The sequence below is a fragment of the Streptomyces sp. DH12 genome, assembly GCF_020873895.1.
Taxonomy (GTDB): Bacteria; Actinomycetota; Actinomycetes; order Streptomycetales; family Streptomycetaceae; genus Streptomyces.
The window spans coordinates 1-550 of the sequence record NZ_JAHWGT010000593.1 but is presented as its reverse complement, the minus strand read 5'-3'; the positions used below and the strand labels follow the sequence as shown (position 1 = coordinate 550).

Below are 550 nucleotides of genomic sequence, written 5' to 3'. Positions count from 1 at the left end.
CTGCTTGTGCACTACAAGAATCGCCGGGCCACTGCACCACGGCAGTCACTTGGGCATCAGGCACCCGATCTGAGGAGTGCGTGGCCTCCAGTTCGATTCCCGAGAGACGGCGCAGCCGCAGAACCTTGACGCACCGTCAGTCTCACCGGGGCGTCCGGACGGCCGTCGAAGCATCCGTACGGGGGCGTGTCCTCCCCCATGTGTACGACGTGAACGCGCCTCCCGCCCCGGGGCGGGGACAGGATCGCAGGCATGCGTCTCACCCGCCGTCCGCTGCTCGTCGCCGTGCTGCTCTGCGCGCTCGCCGTGCTCGCCGCCCGGCCCGCCGACGGCGACGAATCCCACGCCCCCGGTCACGGCTCCGCCTCCGTCAGCGCCGAGGTGGCGCGGCTGTACGAGGAGGCGGCGAAGGCCACCGAGCGGTACGAGGCCGGGCGCGAGGAGGCGGAGAAGCAGCGGGATCTGGCGCAGCGGCTGGAGGAGCGGCTCGACCGCGAGCGGCAGGAGGCCGCCGGACTCCGCGAGGACCTGGGGCGGATCGCCAGCTCCC

Annotated in this window: 1 pseudogene; it reads left to right on the top strand. The window is 72.5% G+C overall.

The features are described from left to right. Positions 1–252 precede the first annotated feature (252 nt). Positions 253–550: pseudogene (locus LPA54_RS35955) on the top strand (M23 family peptidase); the annotation flags it as partial.